A 17456-nucleotide genomic window follows, 5' to 3' on the forward strand; every position below is an offset into this window, starting at 1 on the left:
ACTCCACCGCGGGGTGGAATCCGACTCGGATTCCCACCCCGCGGTGTTTGCGTCGGCGGTGTCTCGTGGCGGGCCCGGCAGCTGTCCGGCTGCTGACGATGTTCTGTGAGGGTCCTGTGATCGGCCCTCGCACAAGGGTTTCCCAAGCTCGGCGGGTTAGCCTTGGCGGCGACGGTGAGGATGCCGTCGCTGGGAGACGTCTGATGGAACAACCGGGCTCGTTGTCGCTGTGCGCGGCCGTGCGTCGATTCGGCCCGCTGCTCAACGGGGTCAGGTGGAGACTCGCGGTCGCGATCCTCTGCTATCTGGTCCACGTCGCGACCACGGTCGTCACCGTCGCCGTGTTCGCCCACATCGTCGACGACGTCCTCATCACCGGCGATCTGTCGGCCCTGCTCGACCCGCTGCTCGTGTGGATCGCCGCGTCCCTCATCGGTGCGGCGGCCTCGTACGCGGGAGCGGTGCTTACCGGCGGGGTCACCGAGAAACTCCTTCTCCGGCTGCGCGACCGGTTGTACGTGCACACGCAACGCCTCGCACCGCATGCGCGACATCGATTCGGCACGGGAGATCTCGTGTCCCGCAACACCTCCGACGTGGAAGCGGTCGACAGTCTGCTGTCTTCCGGGGTCGTCACCGCCGCCGTCGCCGTCGTGAGCCTGATCGTCTATGCCGTCGCGGCTTTCGTGACCCAGTGGCAGCTCGCCCTGGCTGCCGCGATCCTCGCACCCCTGCTGTGGCTGATCGCCCGCCGTTTCGGCGTCATCGTCAAGCGTGCGTCGCGCCGGGAACGATCGTCGGCCGGCCGGATCAGTTCCCTGGTCGCCGAGGGCGTCGCCAATGCGCCCGCCATCCAGGCCGCCGGTCAGCTCGATCGAGACCGGCGCAGGGTGGGGCGGCAGAGTCGACTATGGCGCGATGCCCGGATGTCGGAGATCCGTGCCGACGCCGCCTTCTCCGAGGCCGTCACCGTCGTCGAGGTGCTGTGCATGATCGCGGTGATCGTCCTCGGTGCCTGGCAGATATCGGTCGGCGCAGCAGAATTGGGCACGTTGATCGCGCTGACCGGCTATCTCGGCTACCTGTACCCGCAGATCCAGACGCTGGGCGGACTCGTCGTCGACGTCACTGCGGCGACCGCGAGCGCCGAACGCGTCGCGCAGGTGCTGGATGCGCCGGTCGGCGTGGCCGAGACGCTCGACGGAGATGACGTGCCGCCGGGCCCGGTGGCGTCGGCGGTGAGCCTGACCCTGGACGGTGTCTCGTTCGCCTACCCGCAGACGGATTCGACGGTGCTCGATGACGTGCATCTGGAGATCGGCGCCGGCGATCTCGTCGCCATCACCGGGCCGAGCGGGGCCGGCAAGAGTACGTTGACGTACCTGCTGCTGCGCTTCTACGACCCGGACTCGGGATCGATCCTCCTCAACGGCAACGACATCCGAACCATGTCCACCCCGACGCTGCGCGCTCACATGTCGGTACTCCATCAGCGACCGGCGCTGATGAGCGGTTCGATCGCCGAGAACATAGCGTTGTGGCGCACGGACGTCGCGCGCGAACACATCGTCGCTGCCGCGGATCTGGCCGGTGCGACACCGTTCATCGAGCGACTCCCCGGTGGCTTCGACGCCGAGGTCGTCGAACGCGGGGACAACCTCTCCGGTGGGCAGCAACAGCGAATCGCGTTGGCCCGAGCCTTCTTACGGGACGCGCCACTGCTGATCCTCGACGAACCGACCACCGGACTGGATGCCGAGACCGTTGACGAGGTGCTGGAACCGCTCGCGAGGTTGGCGTCGTCCCGCACGACCGTGATGATCACCCACGATCCGCGTGTCCTGGCGATCGCGAACCGACGGATCGAGCTGCGCGACGGACGATTTCACGCCACTGCCCGGTCCGCCTGAGCGGGCTCTCGAGCGGGCGTTGCTGCCGACTCCACCAGTCATCCGTGGAAACGCAACGAGCCCCTGCCGCGCGAGGCGGCAGGGGCTCGTTGTCGATGTGTCAGCTACCGAAGACCCAGGGGAGCCGTTGGGGACGGGCCTTGGGACGCGGCGGCTGTTTGCGCTGCTGAGTGCCGGGCCGTCCGCCGTTGGGCTGCTGCGGCTTGTGGTTCTGGGGCTTGTTCGGCATTCGTCCATCCTCATGTCGAGATTCGCACCGGGTGTCATCCCCGGCGGGTCGCAACCTCTGTGCGACGAATCCCAAAGTAGGAGTGCATGCTTGGGATACGAATGGTGCGCGCTGTCAGCCTCCTGGGAGCTCAGCGCGAGTGGCGTCCCGGAGCGTCCGGACCGTCACCCGGGAACTGATCACCCGGGTACTGCTCGCCCGGGTATTGCTCGCCCGGGTACTGGGAACCGGGCGGCGGGTAGTTACCCGGAGGCGGATAGTTTCCGGGCGGCGGGTAGTTGCCCGGAGCCGGCTGCGGCGTCGGGTACGGCTGGCCTCCCGGACCGCCGGGCTGACCCTGCGGAGAGCCGAACAGCGGCGACGCCTGCGGTCCCGACTGCGAGGGGCCCTGCTGGGACGGACCCTGCTGGGACGGCTGGCCGCCCGACTGCGGGGGAGCCGAGATGCGCTGCGTCGTACCGGCGCCCGACGGAGACTCGTACGGCGCGAGCGGACCCGACTGGGGTGCGTACGCGTCACCGGCCGGTGCGGACGGATCGGCGAGGTGCGGCGGCAGGTCGCTCTCCGCCTCGGCCTTGGCCTTCGAGGTTCCCTCAGGGTCGAGCAGATCGCGGATCTCGGTCAGCAGAGCGACCTCGGTGACCTCGGACTTCTTGCCGAAGCCGCCCAGTTCCGAGAGCTTGTTGTACGGCAGGATGATGATGAAGTAGACCACCGCCGCGATGATCAGGAAGTTGATGACGGCGGTGATCACGCTGCCGATGTCGACGAATGTCGAGGCGTTGTCGGTGATCTGGAATCCGAGTCCCTGAGCGGCATCCGAGCCGACCGGAATCGAGTTGATGATCGGCTGGACGATGCCGTCGGTGAACGCGGTCACGATCGCGGTGAAGGCCGCACCGATGATGACTGCGGTAGCCAGCTCGACGACGTTGCCCTTGAGTATGAAGTCCTTGAATCCCTTGAGCACGGTGTGCGGCCTCTCCTTGGTGTTCCGCTCTTGTTTCAATGAATTGGTCTCAGTCGGTGCAAATCCGACATTTGCTGTGCAAACTCGTATTACCCTATCCACGATCGTGAACGATCCGATCCATTTGCCTTGAATCGTCTGGAGTGTCGCAGCTGAATGCAGCGGTTTGTCCGATTCAGTGCAGGACCACCGCCAGCGATGACTCCAGCCCGGCAGCCGCGACGCGATGCGCCGCGGCGACGTCCATCGCGAGAAGAACCGGTGCCACCGTGCTGCGACCAGCGGAGATCCCGGTCGGCGAGGTCTGGCCCGTGTGCATCGCCACGACGGCGCGTCGAGCGAGGACATCCGCGGAGTCGGTCAGGACGTCGACTACGTCTCCGGGCCTGAGCAACGACGTGACGGCCTCGTCGGACAACCGGACCGGCACGAGGCGGGCGTCGTCGACCCCGGTCAGGTCGGCCGGCAGGCGTGACGACAGCAACCGCGTGTCGGTGAGCATCTCGCCGGCCCGTACGCGACCGGTGACGGTGCGCCCGGTTGCGAGCGCGGCGTCGGAGATCGCGCCGGCGGGAACGGTGCTCCCCTCGACGAGCCGGGGTGTCAGGTCGTCGGCGGCGACCACCTGACCGGGCAGCAGATCGTGCGCCGCGACGAGCACCTCGAACTCGCCGTCGGCTCGGGTTCCGGCGAGGGCGATCACGGCGGCCGTGACGACCAGTGCTGCCGCGACGAGGCGTCGGACCGCCAACGCGCGCGTCCACCCGGGGCGGGCGGCGGAGGCGAGTCGGTCGCGGAGGCGTGGTCCGAGTCGGTCGCGCGGCAGCGACATGCGAGTGGGAGGCATGTGTGGACGGTAGGGCGGTGACCACCCCGAACACGGAGTTGCGGTCCTGTTGTGGACTGTCCGACGGTCGGGGCCGCACTGTCCACAGTCCGCCACCGCAAGTGGCCTCCGATAGGGTGACCTGGGAACGAAATCAATGGTGTGCCGGGAAGTCTGGTCGGCCGCTGCCCGGTCACGGGCGGCGTGATGTGGGCATACGTGTGCCCGCGGACAGAGGAGCTCCATGACACGCGACCGCCTTCGGCAGTGGGCCGCACTCGACACCACCAGCGGCGTGCTGTTGCTCATCACCGCGGCCATCGCCGTCGTATGGGCCAACTCGCCGTGGCGGGAGAGCTACGCGTCACTGCTGCACACCGAGGTCGGACCCGACTTCTTGCATCTGAATCTTTCGCTGGCGCACTGGGCGTCGGACGGATTGCTGGCGATCTTCTTCTTCGTGGTCGGTGTGGAGCTCAAACACGAGTTCGTGGCCGGCGGTCTCCGCGATCTGAAGCTCGCCGGGGTGCCGATCGCAGCGGCAGTGGGCGGAATGGTCACCCCTGCACTCTTCTACGTGGTCGTCGTCGCCCTCGGCGACCCCGAAGGTCTCCGCGGTTGGGCGATCCCGACCGCCACCGACATAGCCTTCGCGCTCGCCGTCCTCGCGATCTTCGGTCGCGGCCTCCCGCTGCCGTTGCGGACGTTCCTGCTCACGCTGGCCGTCGTCGACGACCTGCTCGGCATCGTGGTGATCGCGACCTTCTACACCGACGAGATCGACTTCGTCATGCTCGGCGGCGCACTCGTCGTGGTCGCGGTGTTCGGCGTCCTGGTGCGTGGCTCGTGGCGGCTCTGGCCGCTGTTCATCCCGGTCGGCGTCGTCGCCTGGGCCCTGATGCACGCATCCGGCGTGCACGCCACCGTCGCGGGCGTCCTGCTCGGCTTCGTCGTACCCGCCGTCGCGATCCACGGTGAGAAGATCCCCCGTACGGAACGGCTCGACGAGGCGGTGCGTCCGTACTCGGCGGCGATTGCGCTTCCGGTCTTCGCGTTCGCGGCCGCCGGCGTCACCGTGATCGGTGGCGAGGGCGAGGGTTCCATCGTGCAGCCCGTGTCGATCGGCATCGTGTTCGGACTCGTCGTCGGCAAACTCGTCGGCGTCCTGGGATCGACGTGGCTGATGACGAAGTTCACTCCTCTTCGACTTCCCGACGCCATCGGACTACGCGACCTGCTGCCGATCGGCATGCTCACCGGCGTCGGTTTCACCGTGGCTCTCCTCATCGCCGAACTCAGCTTCGAGGGAGGGGCCGACGACCATGCCGCGGCCGCCAAGGCGGCGATCCTCGTCGGCTCGGTCGTCTCGGCGGCACTCGCCGCGGCCCTGTTGCGCTGGGATGCACGCCAGGCACGCGACGCGGACATGAACCGCGACAACATCCCGGACACCAACCGGGACGTCATCGGCGGTTGAACGTCGGGGCCTACCCCACAGCTAGACGTCGGGGCTCGAACCTTCCGAACTCGGGATCGGCTTCTCCTCGCGGAAGCGATCCTTGTGCTCGTAGGTCTCCCAGAAGGTCGCTCCGACGATGCCGAGCGCAATCGGGTCGAAGATCGGGTCCTTGCCCTGCTTCTTCTGACGCTCGTAGTCGCGCAGCGCCTTGAACGCGGGTTGCTGCAGGACCAGGATGCCGAGGATGTTGAGCCACGCCATCAGGCCGACGCCGATGTCGCCGAGGGTCCACGCGTCCTTGGCCGTCGACACCGCGCCGTAGGCGACGGAGAACAGGATCAGGGCCTGCAGGAGCATCGTCAGGTTGGAGCCGACGGTGCTGCGCAGCGGGTGGATGTAGACGGTCGCGGCCTTGCCGAGCAGGAACCGCAGGTTGGTCTCCGCCATGTAGTAGTAGGCGATGATCGTGGTCAGGCAGAAGAAGGCCAGCGAGATCGCCACGAACGTCGACCCTGCGCCGCTCCACACGCTGTCGAAACCCACCTGAACGTAGGTCGGGCCGACGTCGACGACATCGGGGAGCAGTCCGCCGTCGGACAGGACCGCGCCGTCGGCGCTCTCACCCTCGAAGACCCGGTATGCCCCGGTCGAGATGATGAGGAAGCCGGTGGCCGAACAGACGAACAGCGTGTCGATGTACACGGCGAAGGCCTGGACGAATCCCTGCTTGGCAGGGTGGGAGACTTCGGCGGCGGCCGCGGCGTGCGGTCCGGTTCCCTGGCCGGCCTCGTTGGAGTAGATGCCGCGCTTGACGCCCCACATGACCGCCGCGCCGATGATCGCACCGAACGCCGCGTCGACGCCGAAGGCGCTCGCGAAGATCAGTCGCAGCACCTCGGGGATCTGCGAGGCGTTCGTGAAGACGACGACGAGGGCGAACAGGATGTAGAAGACCGCCATGAACGGCACGACGATCGACGCGAAGGTCGCGATGCGCTTGACGCCGCCGATGATGACGAAGGCGAGGATGATCACGATGCCGATGGCGGCGGCCCAGTCGGCGATGCCCCAGGCCTGGCTCATCGCGACAGCCATCGAGTTCGACTGGACGCTCGGCATGAGCAGGCCGCACGCCAGCACGGTGACCGCGGCGAACAGGAGTCCGTAGATCTTGAAGAACGGGGCCGCCTTGGTGTGAGCGAAGGCCTGGCTGAAGTAGTACGCGGGGCCGCCGCGGTACTCACCGGTGAGGCGGTCGCGGGTCTTGTAGATCTGGCCGAGCGTGCACTCCACGAAGGAGGTCGACGCGCCGAGGAAGGCCATCGCCCACATCCAGAACAGTGCGCCGGGGCCACCGAAGGCGATGGCGGTGGCGACGCCGGCGATGTTGCCGGTGCCGACGCGACCGGCCAGCGAGATCATCAGTGCCTGGAACGACGACACCCCGTCCGGCGAGCTCTCGCCGCGGATCATCACGCGGATCATCTCCGGGATCTGCCTGATCTGCATGAAGCGTGACCGGATGGAGAAGTACACGCCTGAGCCGAGGCACAGGTAGATCAGGGGATTGCTCCAGATCAGGCTGTTGAGGTCGTTGAGGAAGTCGGTCATCTCACTCCAGCGATAGGTCAGCAGCCCTGGTTGCTTCAGGCCATCGGAAGGTGACGGTAGTTTGGCAGGTGAACGACCGGGGTGTGGCCGCAGTGTGGAAAACACCTTGCCTGATGTCGCCCGAACTGTCCCATCGAGGGGGCATCGGCGTCGTCATCGGACCCGGCGTTAGCACTCGGAATGTGGGAGTGCCAAAATCGGTTACACTTGTCAGCGTTTACTGACTTTCGGAGGTTCAGGTGCCCACCTACTCGTATGCCTGCACGGAGTGCGACAACAAGTTCGACATCGTCCAGTCGTTCTCCGACGACGCGCTGACCGAATGCCCGCAGTGCACCGGTCGCCTGCGCAAGCTGTTCAACTCGGTCGGCATCGTGTTCAAGGGGAGCGGTTTCTACCGCACCGACTCGCGGTCGGGTTCGTCCTCTTCGGACACCGCGTCGTCGTCTTCGTCGACGGACAGCTCGACGTCGAGCAGCTCCTCGTCCTCGTCGGATTCGTCCGCGAACTCGAGCAGTACCACCAAGACCGACAGCAAGGCCGCCACACCCGCCTGACGGGTCGCGCACAACTTCACAGCAGAACCTGGGCAGGATCGTTTCCGGACGTGCCGCCCAGGTTCTGTCGTCTCAGGACCGGCCGGAGATCAGCCCAGTTCCTGGAATCCGCCGCCCGGGGTGAGCGCCCAGCCGACGGCGACGTCGTGGTCGCCGGCGGGCAGGGAGTCGACGAGTTCCTCGTCGTAGACGACGGCGACGAGGTCCGCGGACAGTCCCACGAGGGTGCGGTCGTAATACCCGGCGCCGCGGCCGAGGCGGACGCCGGTCTTGTCGACGGACAGGGCAGGGATCAGGACCACCGACGCCGCGCGGATCGCGGGAACACCGAGACGGTCGTGGGTGGGTTCGAGCAGGCCCCAGCGCCCCGGCGCGAGAGAGCCGGGACCGGTGTAGCGCGCCCAGTCGAGCGGGGCGGGTTCGCCGGCGGGGACCACCGGCAGCAGCACCGTCACGCCGCGATCGAGGAGCGCGTCGAGCATCGCCGTGGAACCCGGCTCGTCGCCGACCGGCACGTAGGCCGCGACGGTGACGTCGTACTCGAGCCGGAACGGGCAGGTGTGTATCCACTCGGCGAGGTTGTCGGCAGCCCGCTCGCGCGCGACCGCCGACATGCCCGACCGACGGTTCGCGGCTTCCTCTCGCCGCTGATCCTTCAGGGTTCGCACGACGCGACCGTCCTTCATGCCGTGGGTGGCTCGCCGACGCCCGAACTGTATCGGACCTCGACCCCGGTACGGGTGAGGTCTGGGTCACTGCTGTCCGTCCGGCCGCTCGGGGACACCTGTCTTAGGGTGGTTTCATGACTGCGTCCAAAGATGGCTTCAGTGAGTACGAATCCGTACCCAACACCCCGCCGATCCCGCGCACGGCGGTGGTCCCGGCAGCGGGTCTCGGGACGCGCTTCCTGCCCGCCACCAAGACGGTGCCCAAGGAGCTGCTGCCGGTGGTCGACACCCCCGGCATCGAGCTGGTCGCCGAGGAGGCCAAGTCGGCCGGCGCGGAGCGCCTGCTGATCGTCACCTCGCCCGGCAAGGACGGCGTCGTCGCGCACTTCGTGAAAGACTCGTCCTCGAGAGCACCCTCGCCAAGCGCGGTAAAGAAGCGATGCTGGCCAAGGTCCGCAAGGCGCCCAACCTGCTCGAGGTCGCATCGGTCGTCCAGGAGAAGCCCCTGGGCCTCGGCCATGCCGTCGGTTGCGTCGAGGACCGCCTCGACGACGACGAGGACGCCATCGCAGTGCTGCTGCCCGACGACCTGGTCCTGCCCGGCGGCGTGCTGGAGGTCATGGCCCGGACGCGGCAGCGTCGTGGGGGTTCGGTCCTGTGCGCGATCGAGGTCCCCGAGGACCGCATCAGCGCCTACGGCGTCTTCGACGTCGAGCCGCTGCCCGACGCCAACAACCCCAACGTCATGAAGCTCAAGGGCATGGTCGAGAAGCCGGAGCCGCAGGACGCGCCGTCGAATCTCGCCGCGGCCGGACGCTACATCCTCGACCGCAAGATCTTCGACGCGCTGCGTCGGATCAAGCCGGGCGCGGGCGGCGAGCTCCAGCTCACCGACGCCATCGCGCTGCTCATCGAAGAGGGTGAGCCCGTGCACGTCGTCGTGCATCGCGGTACCCGCCACGACCTGGGTAACCCGGGTGGCTACCTCAAGGCCGCCGTCGACTTCGCGCTCGATCGGGACGATTACGGCCCTGATCTGCGTGAGTGGCTCGAGAAGAGGCTCGCCGACAGCTGATCGCCCGGGCTCCCGCGCGCCTCGGCCGTTCCGGCGCGCGGGACCGATACCGTTCTTCTGTGTTGTATCGAGCAGTGCGGGAAGTGCGGTGAGATGCGGTCGGTCGAAGATCATCTGACGCTCGTGACCGCCGCCGCGGTGGCGCCGCGGCCGGTGCGTGTCGCGATCTCCGAGGCGCAGGGTCTGATGTGCGCGGAGGAAGTGGTCACCGAGCATCCGATGCCGGGTTTCGACCAGGCCGCGATCGACGGTTACGCGGTGCGTGCCGTCGACGTGGCCCTGGCCGGTGTTCTGGCCCCCGAGGATCTCGAGGATTTCGATCCGAACGGCGCCGAACTCGTCGACCTCGAGACGGGCGAGCCCATGATCGTGTCGCTGCCGGTGGTCGGGGAGGTGGGCCCGGGGTCGCGGACCCCGACCCGACTGCAACCGCGCCAGGCCGTCCGCGTCGAGACCGGTGCGCCGATGCCGACGCTCGCCGACGCGGTCGTGCCTTTGCGCTGGACCGACGGCGGCGATCAGAAGGTCAAGATCGGCCACGGCGTCGAGAGCGGTAACTACGTGCGCCGGGTCGGCGACGACGTGCAGCCCGGTGATGTCGCGGTCCGCGCCGGCGCGATCATCGGTCCCGCCCAGGTGGGTCTGCTCGCCGCCGTCGGACAGTCGCGCGTGATGGTGCATCCCCGTCCGCGTCTGTCGGTGATCTCGGTCGGCAGTGAACTCGTCGACATCGACCGCACTCCCGGACCGGGACAGATCTACGACGTCAACAGCTATGCCCTCGCGGCCGCCGCACGCGACGCCGGCGCCGACGTCAACCGGGTCGGCATCGCCGAACGCGACGCCTCCCGGATGCGAGAGGTGGTCGAGGCGCAGCTCATCCGGTCCGAGATCGTGGTGATCTGTGGCGCGGTCGGCGGCAGTGCGTCGAAGGCCATCGCCGACGCCCTCGCCGACCTCGGTGAACTCGAGATCGTCCGCGTGGCCATGCACCCCGGATCTGTACAGGGCTTCGGCCGGCTCGGTCGCGACGAGGTGCCGACCTTCCTGCTGCCTGCGAACCCCGTGAGCGCGCTGGTCACCTTCGAGGTGATGGTGCGCCCGCTGATCCGCATCGCACTCGGCAAGCGGCAGCCGATGCGTCGGATCATCAAGGCCCGCACCATCGGGCCGATCGCCTCGGTGCGCGGTCGCAAGGGATACCTCCGCGGACAGCTCATGCGCGACGAACGGACCGGGGACTACCTCGTCCAGGTGCTCGGCGCGTCGCCGACCGGCTCGTCGCACCTGCTGGCCGAACTCGCCGAGGCGAACTGTCTCATCATGGTCGACCCCGAGGTCGAGGAGATGAGCACCGGCGACGAGGTCGAGGTCGCGTTCCTCGCCCAGCGCGGCTGACCGCATCCGGGGCGTGATTGCGCTTAAACTGACTCATCGTGTTCAGGTGGTTGAGCGGCAGTGCGGGCAGCCCGGGTTGGCCGGCGACCCTCGGACCGCTGCGCACCAAGGCCGGGACGGTCACGTTGCGGCCGGTGAAGGTCCGCGACGGCAAGAACTGGAGCGAACTGCGCATCCGTAACCAGAACTCGCTGTTGCCCTGGGAACCCACCGGCGTCGGGAGCTGGGCGGACCGCCATCAGCCCGCGTCGTGGCCGCCCCTGTTCGCGGTGCTGAAGTCGGAGGCCAAGCGCGGCGCCATCCTGCCGTTCGTGATCGAGCTCGACGGTCAGTACGTGGGGCAGCTGACGGTCGGCAACATCCAGCGCGGAGCCGTGCGCAGCGCGTGGATCGGTTACTGGGTCGACAACGCGCACGCCGGCCAGGGCATCGCGACGGCGGCCGTCGCACTCGGCGTGGACCACTGCTTCGGTCCGGTCGGGCTGCACCGGCTCGACGCGACGGTGCAGCCGGCCAACGAGGCGTCCCAAAAGGTGTTGAAGAACATCGGTTTTCGACAGGAAGGCCTGTTGGTCCGGTATATGGACGTCAACAAGCGCTGGCGCGACCACATGTTGTTCGCGTTGACGGCCGAGGAGGTCGTCGGGTCCGCGGCCGAGGCGCTGGTCCGTTCGGGTCGGGCGTCCTTTTCATAACTAAGCTCACGGCATGACTGATCTCGAAATCGTGGTTCGCGGTAACGCACGCGGTCGGTACGCCCCGGAACGCGGCGCGATCGACCTCGCCGTCCATCTCGAAGGTCCCGTGAAAGCGGCCGTGTACGAGGCTGCGGTGGCACTGCATTCGCGGATCACCGGGGCTCTGGGCGAGCTCGAGTCGGCCGGTGCGGTGAACCGGTGGACCGCCGAATCGGTACGGGTGTACTCGTCCCGGGCCTACTCGCAGGACGGTGAGCCGCGGGACCCGATGTACAACACCCGCATTCGTCTCGATGCCGAGTTCGTGGACTTCGAGAAGCTGTCGGAGTTCATCGACACCTGGTCCGGGGAAGAAGGGGTGGCGGTCGAAAACGTTCGCTGGCGTCGCGGTGGACGCGCGTTTCCGCGCCGAGTGAAGCTACGGTTTCGTGCCGAGTGAGGTGAGAGCGGCATGTGAATCCGCACCGACATGGTCGCGCTCCGGCGCGTCTGCGCGGAACTGGGACTTTCGGGCCCTAGATTGTGGAGTGGCCTCGTGTGACCAGAGTGAATGAAGGGAGAGTCGCATGCCCAACTCCGTACTGTGGGTTTGTCTCGTCGCGGTCTGGCTCTTCGTGCTGGTCCCGATGGTTATCAAGGGTCGTCCCCAGATCCTCAAATCGACCGAGGCCGCGAAGAAGACGCGCTTGCTGCACCGCGGTGGATCCCGCGCGACGGCACCGTCGACGGCGCGACGCCGCTCGTCGGCTCGCCACCCGCACGACCCGTCGTGGAAGTCCTCCCGTAAGGCGACCGCGACCGCCGTCGTCGACGAGGTCGAGGACGACGCCGAGACCGAGGACGCCGACGTCACGACGAAGGTCCAGCGCGTCGCAGATGTCGAGGCGGACAAGCCGACCGTCGAGGCCACGGATGACACCGACGCCGAGGACACCGACCTCGAGGACCTCGCCGATGGAACCGACGAGGTCGAGGACGACGAAACCGCCGAGACCGACGACGACTTGGTCGACGACGCCGAGGATTCCGAGTCCGGCGAGGCCGAGTACGAGGACTCCGAAGAGGCTGAGTACGACGACGAAGCCGAATACGACGACGAAGCCGAATACGACGACGAAGCCGAATACGACGACGAAGCCGAATACGACGAAGCCGAGTACGAGGACGCGACCGACGATCTCGACGAGGACGAGTACGACGACTACGCCCGCGCGTCCCGGCACACCGAGGTCGAACCGGAGTCGGTCGTCGACGAGCTGGAGGACGAGCGGCCGGCCGGGCGTTCGCCGCAGTCCGAGCGGATTCGCCGCAGCATCTACTCGTCGGAGAAGGAACGCGAGCTGAAGTACCGCGAGCGGCAGCGGGTCACGCTGGGTCTGTTCGTGCTGTTCATCCTGTCGTTGGTGTCGGGCTTCCTGATCGGGATGCCCGGTTGGGTCGCGACGGGTGTCGTCGGGCTGATGCTGGTCGGCTACCTCGCGTACCTGCGTCGGGCGGTGAAGGTCGAGCAGCAGATCCGGGCTCAGCGACTCGCCCGCGCCAAGCGTGCGCAGCGTGCCGAGGAGGAGCGTCGTCGACGCGCCGCCGCGGTGCCCGAGTTCGCCGCCGCCCCGCCGCCCCCGCGCCTCCGGCGTCCCGGTGGCGCAGTGGTTCTCGAGATCGACGACGAGGACCCAGTGTTCGACCACCTGCCGCCGTTCCAGCGTCGTCGTATGGACCGCGAGGACCTGGAGTACCGCCGGGTCGGCTGACCCGAACAGGCTCGATCAGTGCCCTGAGGCCAGCGACGCCTTCCCGTGTTCATCCAGCCACGCCTGACCGCGCTTGGCGGCCGTCGACAGTGCGAACCGCTCACCGAGGTAGGTGGCCGGCGCGCCGATGACCGGGATGTACCCGAGCATGCGGAACAGGATCATCGGCTGAGGTCGTTTCTCGAACTCGTCGTCGACGGCCCGCAGCAGCTTCGCGGCATCCCAGATGCCGCGGAACAACGACTTCTTGCGCTCCTCGGGTTCGCTGGGCAGGGGAGCAGCCGACTCTGAGGACAGATCAGGGGTGGCGATGTCCCGTCCGCACAGCACCGACGCCAGCAGCGCCACCTGCCGGCCGCGGTCGGTGACCTCGTACTCGCGGGCGATTGCGATGAGCACCATCGCCTGATTGGCGAACCCCAGGTAGGGAGTGATCGGCAGGCGTTTCGCCCAGATGCCGAAGACCCCGGGGAAGGCGACCGCGGTGGTGTTGAGTGTCCCGATGCGGGTCACCCACCAGCTCGCACGCTTGTGCATCGACCGCTCGCTCCAACCCTTCGTCCCGGGCCAGTCCGCGACGTCGAGGAGCTTGGCGGCCGCGTGTTGGGCCTGCTCGATGCGGGAATCGGGGTGGTCGTGGTCATGGAAGGTGTGACCCTTGAGGCCGAGCGGGTCGCGTTCGGCGAGCACGTCGAGAACAGGGTTGATCACCCCCACGACGTTGCTGAGAACACCGGCCAATTGCTGATCAGACATCCGAGGCACCGGCCCAGCCTAGCCATGAGTCCGGGCGTTTGGGATCCACCGCGGTGGGGCTGCTACAGTGGCTCCCGGTTGGTCGCACGACGACCCTCCGGGGCTATGGCGCAGTTGGTAGCGCGACTCGTTCGCATCGAGTAGGTCAGGGGTTCGATTCCCCTTAGCTCCACCACTCTCACGCCGGTCATGCCGAGCCGCCGGGCGCGCCGTCGCGCTGCCGGGGTAACCTTCTCAGTATCCGGATCGAACATCCGACAGATCTCTGTCGGCCTCTCCGGTGTCAGACCGTAGACAGTCCACTCTCCGTCTGGTGAACACGTCAGGTGGGAATGTGACCTCCGAGTCCCTCAGCATCGTTGTCGTCGTCGAGGCGGTGCGACGATGAGCGTCCCTCCGCTTCTGGGACCGCCCCGGGTGCGGTTCGGTATAGATCCGTCGGCGCCGATCGGCGGCGCGTGGTACCCGTACACGGTCCAGCTCGCCGACGAGCTGCCCGGCGTGCTCGCCGCGGCTCGACCACAGATCGGCGACGTCACCGGGATGGACGTCAACTGGAGTAGCTTCCGCCGCATCCCCGGGTTGGATTCGCCGGACTCTCCCATGACGCCCCCGCTGATGACACTGACCGCAGGCGGGGTCGTCGTGACGCTTCTGGTCATCCCACCGCGGACCGCATCGTCGCTGGCCGCGATCCTGCTGCGTCAGGCAAGCAACACCGTGTCCCCGGACAGTCAGCTGCATTCGCTGGAATTTCGTCGTGCGGAACGGATTCTGGAACTCGCGCGCCGGTCGCTCTCCACGTCCTGACGCCCGACGTCTGCACCTGGGCGTCCCGATGACCGGGACCCGTTCGCGCCGGACGCTGCGACCACGATTTACCGTGCGGTGGTGAAGATCCGATCCAGCGGGTATGCCCACCTGCTCGCGCCCGGCGCCATCGGCCCGATGGCGGTACCCAATCGCGTTGTCCTGCCTGCGATGGACATGAACCTGTGCGTCGACGGCGAGATCGAAGAGGGTGATGTCGCCCATTTCGCGGCTCGCGCCGCTGGTGGTACGGGCCTGATCATCACCGGTTGCTGTGCGGTGGCCTATCCGGTCGGGTGTGCCAGCACCAAGGAACCGGGACTGTCCGAGGACCGTTTCATCCCGGGTCTCGCGGCCCTGGCCGACGCGGTGCATGCAGAAGGCAGCAAGCTCTGCGTCCAGATGACCCACCACGGCCGGGTGGCGCGGATCGACACGATCGACGACCGTCCGCTCCTCGTTGCCTCGACACCGGCCGGTTCCCGTGACCTGTCCGCCCTGGCGGACAACACCCCAGCCGAACTCCAGAAGATGGCCGCCGTGTCCGGCGGAAAGTCGGCCACCTACCACGAGGCCACGCAAGACGACATCGACTGGCTCATAAGGTGTTTCGCCGATGCCGCCGGCCGGGTGCAGGCCGCGGGCGGCGATGCGGTGGAGATCCACTGCGCGCACGGATATGTGCTCGGCGGCTTCCTGAGTCGCGCCGACAACCAGCGGACCGACGGTTACGGCGGATCGCTGGAGAACCGGGCCCGATTGGCCTGCGAGGTCATCGCCGCGGTCAAGGAGCGGGTCGGCGACTCGCTGGCGGTCATCGTCCGCGTCGCCGGTCGCGAGTTCGGCGAGGAGGGCGGCCTGACCCCCGAGGAGGCGGTCGGCGCGGCGAAGCTGTTCCAGGCCGCCGGTGCCGACGCCATCCATGTCACCGGCTGGGGCCGGAACCCGTTCTCCAACTTCACCGACGGCCCACTGCCGGACACGGTCGGGGCTTATGTCGAGCTCGCCGCGGACGTGAAGAAGGCGGTGTCCATCCCGGTCATCACGGTCGGCCGGATGCTTCCCGAGGTCGGCGAGGCCGCCATCGCCGAGGGGAAGACCGACTTCGTCGCGATGGGTCGGCAACTGCTCGCCGACCCCGACCTGGTGTCGAAGCTGCGTGCCGGACGGCCGGAGCGGATTCGCCCGTGCATCAACTGCTATGTCTGTGTGCAGGAGAACTTCTGGGACGGCACCCCGGTCTGTGCGGTCAATCCGGCGCTCGGTGACGAGACCGTCCTCCCGCTGGTCCGCACCGCGAGCCCGAAGCATGTCGTGGTCGTCGGTGCGGGTCCCGGCGGACTCGAAGCCGCGCGGGTGGCCGCCGAACGCGGTCACCGGGTGACCCTGCTGGACAAGGGCGATCGTCTGGGCGGCACGCTGTGGTTCTCGAGCCTGACCACCCCGGACAATCATCGGCTGCTGCGGTGGCTGAAGAACGAGGTCGAGCGACTCGATGTGGACATCCGATTGAGGACCGAGGCCACGAAGGAGTCGGTCGGGTCCCTCGCCCCCGACGTCGTGATCGTGGCCACCGGTGCGGTGCGCGACCGGCCGGACGTGCCCGGTGGACATCTGCCCCATGTGCACACCGGCGATTCGCTGCGCGCGGTGATGACCGGGAGCGGGGACCTCTCGCAGGTGTCGTGGTTCCTCCGGATGGCCGGCCGACTGGGCCGATTGTCCGGCATCACCAGGAGTCCGAAGGCCATCCGGACCGTGACCCGCGCGTTCCTGCCGATGGGGAAGGACGTGGTGGTGATCGGTGGTTCCCTTGTCGGACTGGAACTCTCGGAGTTCCTGGCCGAGCGGGGACGAAACGTGACCCTGGTGGAAGCCGGACAGCAACTGGGCGTGCCGATGGCCCTTCCGCGCCGATGGACCGCCGGCGATGGTCGCACCCGCGTCGCGCAGATCGTTCAGGGTCCGCGTCACCGTGTCGGGCGCACCGAGCGGATCGAGGGCCCGGGGCGAGGACAGGACCACGTCGAACGACGGTGGAATCGGGGCGTCCGCCAGCATCGTGCGCAGCTGGTCCGAACCGAGACCGAACGGGGCCCAGCCGTCACCGTGCGCGCAGGCCCGGCGCAGCGACCGCCTGGTGCGGCCGCCGACCCAGATCGGCACATGATCCTGCACGGCGTGCGGCTCCACCACCAGGTCCGCATAGTCGTAGAAGCGCCCGTGGTACTCCGGCCGGGCCGTCGACAACGATGCGCGCAGGGCCGCGATCGCGTCGTCGGCGCGGGCGCCGCGATCGTCGAACGGTGCCCCGATGAGGTCGAACTCCTCCTTGAGCGTGCCCACGCCCACGCCCAGCACCAGACGGCCGCGGCTGACCCGATCGAGGGTTCCGTATCGCTTCGCGATCTCCAGCGGGTGGTGGTAGCCCAGCACGAGAACGTTCGTGACCAGGTGCAGCCGGTTGGTGGCGGCCGCAAGGTATCCGAACGTGGCCAACGGATCCCAGTAGCTTCCGCCCCGGACCTCGGCCACCTCGACTGGCACCGCGATGTGTTCGCTGCACGTGATGTGGTTGAAGCCCAGGTCGTCCGCGCGTCGCGCGATCCGGGCGACGTCGTCGATGGTCGCCGCCTGTTCCCAGTCCGAGCGGGTGCTCGGGTGCTGGACCAGGACCGGACTCGTGATCCCTAGGCGCATGACCGCACGGCCTCCCGTCGACCTCTCATTGTGCGACG

The 17456-nt window shown here is 67.8% G+C and carries 13 protein-coding genes, 1 tRNA gene and 4 pseudogenes; 11 read left to right on the forward strand and 7 right to left on the reverse strand.

The window, feature by feature from the left end:
* Positions 1-203: 203 nt before the first annotated feature.
* A complete protein-coding gene (locus BJF87_RS05960; RefSeq protein WP_139319428.1) occupies positions 204-1910 on the forward strand; it encodes an ABC transporter ATP-binding protein in 1707 nt (568 codons plus the stop codon).
* A gap of 100 nt (positions 1911-2010) precedes the next feature.
* Here the strand turns inward: BJF87_RS05960 and BJF87_RS26610 are convergent, their stop codons facing one another.
* The 3 genes from BJF87_RS26610 to BJF87_RS05970 all read right to left on the reverse strand — a co-directional run bounded on the left by BJF87_RS26610 (position 2011) and on the right by BJF87_RS05970 (position 3956).
* The gene (locus BJF87_RS26610) at positions 2011-2139 is read right to left on the reverse strand and encodes a hypothetical protein (protein WP_262338884.1); all 129 of its coding nucleotides are present in this window, start codon (positions 2137-2139) and stop codon (positions 2011-2013) included.
* A 130-nt stretch (positions 2140-2269) separates the two neighbouring features.
* Positions 2270-3109: a large conductance mechanosensitive channel protein MscL gene (gene mscL / locus BJF87_RS05965; protein ID WP_075862816.1), complete on the reverse strand. Its 840-nt coding sequence runs from the start codon at positions 3107-3109 to the stop codon at positions 2270-2272.
* 175 nt (positions 3110-3284) lie between these two features.
* The gene (locus BJF87_RS05970) at positions 3285-3956 is read right to left on the reverse strand and encodes an SAF domain-containing protein (RefSeq protein ID WP_075862817.1); all 672 of its coding nucleotides are present in this window, start codon (positions 3954-3956) and stop codon (positions 3285-3287) included.
* A 223-nt stretch (positions 3957-4179) separates the two neighbouring features.
* Between BJF87_RS05970 and nhaA the strand changes: the two genes are divergently transcribed.
* Positions 4180-5412 (forward strand): Na+/H+ antiporter NhaA, encoded by a 1233-nt coding sequence (gene nhaA, locus BJF87_RS05975; RefSeq protein WP_075862818.1) that lies wholly within the window; start codon positions 4180-4182, stop codon positions 5410-5412.
* A gap of 21 nt (positions 5413-5433) precedes the next feature.
* On the opposite strand, the gene BJF87_RS05980 is transcribed toward nhaA, so the two are convergent.
* The gene (locus BJF87_RS05980; protein ID WP_075862819.1) at positions 5434-7005 is read right to left on the reverse strand and encodes a sodium:alanine symporter family protein; all 1572 of its coding nucleotides are present in this window, start codon (positions 7003-7005) and stop codon (positions 5434-5436) included.
* A gap of 239 nt (positions 7006-7244) precedes the next feature.
* Here BJF87_RS05980 and BJF87_RS05985 point away from each other — a divergent pair, with 239 nt between their 5' ends.
* Positions 7245-7562: an FmdB family zinc ribbon protein gene (locus tag BJF87_RS05985; protein WP_075862820.1), complete on the forward strand. Its 318-nt coding sequence runs from the start codon at positions 7245-7247 to the stop codon at positions 7560-7562.
* Between the two features lie 89 nt (positions 7563-7651).
* Here BJF87_RS05985 and BJF87_RS05990 read toward each other — a convergent pair whose 3' ends face one another.
* Positions 7652-8230 carry a 5-formyltetrahydrofolate cyclo-ligase gene (locus tag BJF87_RS05990; RefSeq protein ID WP_187346473.1) on the reverse strand — a complete coding sequence of 193 codons (579 nt, stop codon included), beginning with the start codon at positions 8228-8230 and terminating at the stop codon, positions 7652-7654.
* Positions 8231-8364: 134 nt separating this feature from the next.
* On the opposite strand from BJF87_RS05990, the pseudogene BJF87_RS05995 reads away from it, so the two are divergent.
* The 5 genes and pseudogenes from BJF87_RS05995 (at position 8365) to glpR (ending at position 13152) form a co-directional block, all read left to right on the forward strand.
* Positions 8365-9305 (forward strand): annotated as a pseudogene (locus BJF87_RS05995) (UTP--glucose-1-phosphate uridylyltransferase).
* 93 nt (positions 9306-9398) lie between these two features.
* Positions 9399-10703 (forward strand): gephyrin-like molybdotransferase Glp, encoded by a 1305-nt coding sequence (gene glp, locus BJF87_RS06000; RefSeq protein ID WP_006357820.1) that lies wholly within the window; start codon positions 9399-9401, stop codon positions 10701-10703.
* A gap of 38 nt (positions 10704-10741) precedes the next feature.
* Positions 10742-11398, forward strand: coding sequence for a GNAT family N-acetyltransferase (locus BJF87_RS06005; RefSeq protein WP_035755654.1), 657 nt, complete (start codon positions 10742-10744; stop codon positions 11396-11398).
* 13 nt (positions 11399-11411) lie between these two features.
* Positions 11412-11783: pseudogene (locus tag BJF87_RS06010) on the forward strand (SIMPL domain-containing protein); the annotation flags it as partial.
* A 184-nt stretch (positions 11784-11967) separates the two neighbouring features.
* Complete coding sequence (gene glpR, locus BJF87_RS06015; RefSeq protein ID WP_075862822.1) at positions 11968-13152, forward strand: gephyrin-like molybdotransferase receptor GlpR; 1185 nt, start codon at positions 11968-11970, stop codon at positions 13150-13152.
* A gap of 15 nt (positions 13153-13167) precedes the next feature.
* Here the strand turns inward: glpR and BJF87_RS06020 are convergent, their stop codons facing one another.
* Entirely contained in the window at positions 13168-13917 is a 750-nt protein-coding gene (locus tag BJF87_RS06020; RefSeq protein ID WP_084813152.1) for a hypothetical protein, read from the reverse strand.
* A gap of 90 nt (positions 13918-14007) precedes the next feature.
* Here BJF87_RS06020 and BJF87_RS06025 point away from each other — a divergent pair.
* The 3 genes and pseudogenes from BJF87_RS06025 to BJF87_RS06035 form a co-directional block, all read left to right on the forward strand.
* Positions 14008-14083, forward strand: a tRNA-Ala gene (locus tag BJF87_RS06025).
* A 209-nt stretch (positions 14084-14292) separates the two neighbouring features.
* Positions 14293-14718 carry a DUF5994 family protein gene (locus BJF87_RS06030; RefSeq protein ID WP_035755660.1) on the forward strand — a complete coding sequence of 142 codons (426 nt, stop codon included), beginning with the start codon at positions 14293-14295 and terminating at the stop codon, positions 14716-14718.
* A gap of 81 nt (positions 14719-14799) precedes the next feature.
* Positions 14800-16644 (forward strand): annotated as a pseudogene (locus tag BJF87_RS06035) (FAD-dependent oxidoreductase); the annotation flags it as partial.
* On the opposite strand, the pseudogene BJF87_RS06040 reads toward BJF87_RS06035, so the two are convergent.
* Positions 16612-17418 (reverse strand): annotated as a pseudogene (locus BJF87_RS06040) (LLM class F420-dependent oxidoreductase); the annotation flags it as partial. The pseudogenes BJF87_RS06035 and BJF87_RS06040 overlap by 33 nt on opposite strands.
* Between the last annotated feature and the right edge of the window lie 38 nt (positions 17419-17456).

The sequence above is a fragment of the Gordonia sp. CNJ-863 genome, from assembly GCF_001942325.1.
GTDB lineage: Bacteria > Actinomycetota > Actinomycetes > Mycobacteriales > Mycobacteriaceae > Gordonia > Gordonia alkanivorans.